Consider the following 3,135-nt stretch of genomic DNA (forward strand, 5'->3'; position numbering starts at 1 on the left):
GATCCACCTCTACGACGAAACGAGGCCGATCGCGGCCATGGGCGGATGGCCGCCCCGCCGCTCCTACTGGAAGGGAGTCGTTACCTGTTTTTTAAGTAGGGCGCGCCGTGACAGAAAATTGCTCCTGCATTTTCTGCACTTCCGCCATCCGTGGCGGTCGCGCAACAGTAATGTATTGCCACAGCCATTCGGTGCGCGCGGCGCACCCTACTGCGCGCCAGTCTCTGCAGAGGCGCCGGCGGAGTGGCCACCGGGATATCGTATATCCGATTCCCGCACCGCCCGCTCCGTTACCTCCCGCACTGCCCGTCGCAACTGCAGCGGTGCCAGGCGCATGCGAATATCATCACTGACTTCCAGCAGCGGCCGCGGGGATAGGTTTTCCTCTCCCAGAAGGCGCACAACGGAGACGGCATTCCCCGCAAAAGACAGGGCGCTGGCTTCGCCCGGCTTCAGGTTGCGCAGGCGCGCCTGCAGCGGGGGCTCCGTAAGGCCCTCCCCCGCCTGTCCTTTCTGGTATTCCACCGGCAGGCCGTCGCTTCTGCCCGTGGCGGACAGTGCCTGCCAGTCATCCGTCTTGGCCGCGTCGGAGAGCAAGGCTATCGCCTTGTCGCGCAGCCGGTCGTTTCCCGCTATCTGCACCTGCAACTGCTCGAAGTGCAAGCGTTTGCCACCACCGAATTCCTCGGGGTGTTCGCGGTAGTATTTTTCCACCATTGCCGTAGTGACGGGCTGCGGGTTTACTCGCTCCGAGAGATAGCGTTTCACCAACCGCTCATCCCGCCAGGCGGAAACCTCGGCATCCAGCGCCTGTTTTTCCTTCTCCGTCAGTTCGGCTTCCATCATGCCGGCAATCGCGCGGCTGGCCACCAGGCTTTCCAACACCTTGTCCCGTGTGGCCTTGTCGGCAACCAGGGCCCCCTGTTCACCCAGGGTTCGCTCGATTGCCACTTCCAGGTCGGTTTGCCTGACCGGATCGTTGTTGACGTAGACGACCACGTCCGGGTCCTCCTGTGGCGGTTCGCCACAGCCCGCCAGTGCCAGGACAATCAGCAGGCTCCTGCATTGACCTTTGCCGATCATTTTTGCTCTTCCAGGTTGACCTTCAGGTTCACGGAAGCCCGCAAGCGGCGGGACTCCTCGTCCTTGGCCTGCTGGCGGAGGTGATAGCGGATATCTCCCTCGACACTCTCCTGGGATTGCCGCACCACCTGGGGGCCCTCGACCAACTTGATGACATGAAAGCCGAAGGGTGTCGTGACAACGCCGGAAACTTCCCCCGGTGACAGCGCAAAGGCGGCCTTGGAGAAACTTTCCGCTACCGAGCCCTCCTTCATCCAGCCCAGGTCCCCGCCTTTTCCGGCGCTGATCTTGTCTTCGGACATCTCCTGCGCCACCTCGCCGAAGTCTTCACCGCGTTTTACCCGGCTCAATGCTTCGGTGACCGTCGTCAGGCGGGCCGCCCGCTCCTCGTCGGACATTTCCGGGCGGGTGCGGATCAGAATATGGGCCAGTTTGGCCTTGCGGGCCTGATATTTTTCAGGGTTGGCTGCGTAAAAATTGGCAATGGCGGCATCACTGACCGTATCGGACAGGAACTGGTCGAAATAGCGGCTGAGAATCAGTTGCTTGCGAAATTCGTTGATTTCCGCTTCCAGGGAAGCGGTATCGAAACCATCACTTTTCTCTATAGCGGCGACCATGGCCTCCCTGTTGGCGAAATCCTCCAGTGCGCGCTTTACCTGGGACGAGTTTTCCGGAGATATTCGTTTCAGCTCCAGATACTGGCGGAACTCCTCCTCGGAGACACTGCGATTGCCCACTTCCACCACCGGCTTCGAACAGCCGGCCAGCAGCGCCGCCGCGCAGAGTGGTATCAATATCAGTTTTATCATTCTGGTACTCCTCAACAATTTTTCAGGCTGTCAGCCGGCTTGCCGCCTGTTGGAGGCTGTGTTCACACCAGTCGGCAATCAGTGAAGAACTCCGGGGCCGGTGGCCGGCTGCAAAACGGCTGGCATTTTGCCGGTACTTGGAGTCTCCCACCAGTGTCCGGAACTTATGATCGACAGCCGCCTCAGTATCCCCCTTTCGAACAGACAGCCCCAGCTCCAGGTATTCTGTGACTATGCCGTTGTGCATTTGCTCTATTTGGGTCGGCAACAGGAGAGCGGGAATACCAGCCATCAGCGCCTCTGTGAGCAGTCCCGCGCCCGCATGGCATACCACCATATCCGCGGTTTGCAGCACCTGCGCCATATTCACAGGCTCGCCCACAATACGGCAGTTCGTAGTCTGGTAGCGCTCCACCTTTGCCTGATCCCCCGCGTAATAGCACAGCGCCCTCACCTGCCCGCTGGAAAGCAGCGAGAGCAGCTGCTCCACATGCTTCTGCCCTTCTTTCAGATAGGCGAACACGTTCGTTTGCTGCTCGCCCGCCAGCGGTGGCCATTCGGCGTCAGCCGCGACACCGGCGCTTGCTTCCCGGGTAATATAAACTGCGTTCCGCCGCCATTTTCCATAAACATCGTACTCCGCGGGCTGGAACAGAAATGTCTTGTCGGCCTCGTAGATATCGGCCGGGTATACGATGCGCGCCATACCCATTTCACTCATTGCCTGATTTACCGACTGCACCAGTTGCCGGTCGCTCTGTTCGGTACTGTAGTCTCCCGCCCAGTAGCACAGATCCGCGGACGGAACTCCCGGCACCGGGCTGTAGAAGGTAAGGCTCGCCAGCGCCCGCGGTACGGTGCTGCCCCGGCAGGCCAGCATGGCGGTGGGCGCGCAATCGAAAAGCATCAGCTCCGGCTGCACCTTCTCGATCAACCAGCGCCAAGCGCCCAGCATATCGTTCAATGTGGCCACGTCACCGTAACCCAGGTCCAGCAAAATTTCTGCCTGCGAGCGCGTCGGCTTTGCCGCCCGCCGCCCGCGAATCCAGAGTGGAGCCTGGACCAGGACAACCGCAGGGGCCAGTCCGAAGCACCGCGCATGAGTGACATGGCGGCTGGCGAACACCACTTGATGGCCGCGCTCCGCCAGGCCATTCATCACCGGCGTGAGTCTGGCGATATGTCCGAGGTCGTTACCGAGTTCCCATACACACAAAATTTTAGCCATAACAGCGACCGC

Annotated in this window: 3 protein-coding genes; all 3 read right to left on the bottom strand. The window is 60.5% G+C overall.

Translation table 11 applies throughout. The features are described 5' to 3' along the window. Nucleotides 1-207: 207 nt before the first annotated feature. The 3 genes from ACRC0P_RS14190 to ACRC0P_RS14200 are packed head-to-tail and all read right to left on the bottom strand — an operon-like array spanning nt 208 to nt 3,123. The gene (locus ACRC0P_RS14190; RefSeq protein WP_438631956.1) at nt 208-1,083 is read right to left on the bottom strand and encodes a peptidyl-prolyl cis-trans isomerase; all 876 of its coding nucleotides are present in this window, start codon (nt 1,081-1,083) and stop codon (nt 208-210) included. Next, nucleotides 1,080-1,895 (bottom strand): peptidylprolyl isomerase, encoded by an 816-nt coding sequence (locus tag ACRC0P_RS14195; protein ID WP_438631957.1) that lies wholly within the window; start codon nt 1,893-1,895, stop codon nt 1,080-1,082. Before ACRC0P_RS14195 ends, ACRC0P_RS14190 begins: the two co-directional genes overlap by 4 nt. A 22-nt stretch (nt 1,896-1,917) precedes the next feature. Continuing rightward, nucleotides 1,918-3,123, bottom strand: coding sequence for a glycosyltransferase (locus ACRC0P_RS14200; RefSeq protein WP_438631958.1), 1,206 nt, complete (start codon nt 3,121-3,123; stop codon nt 1,918-1,920). Nucleotides 3,124-3,135 lie beyond the last annotated feature (12 nt).

Source organism: Microbulbifer sp. (genome assembly GCF_051659245.1).
Lineage (GTDB): Bacteria > Pseudomonadota > Gammaproteobacteria > Pseudomonadales > Cellvibrionaceae > Microbulbifer.

Excerpts from the sequence above, each read along its gene's own strand:
- ACRC0P_RS14190 (WP_438631956.1), bottom strand. The coding sequence starts at position 1,083 with ATGATCGGCAAAGGTCAATGCAGGAGCCTGCTGATTGTCCTGGCACTG.
- ACRC0P_RS14195 (WP_438631957.1), bottom strand. The coding sequence starts at position 1,895 with ATGATAAAACTGATATTGATACCACTCTGCGCGGCGGCGCTGCTGGCC.
- ACRC0P_RS14200 (WP_438631958.1), bottom strand. The coding sequence starts at position 3,123 with ATGGCTAAAATTTTGTGTGTATGGGAACTCGGTAACGACCTCGGACAT.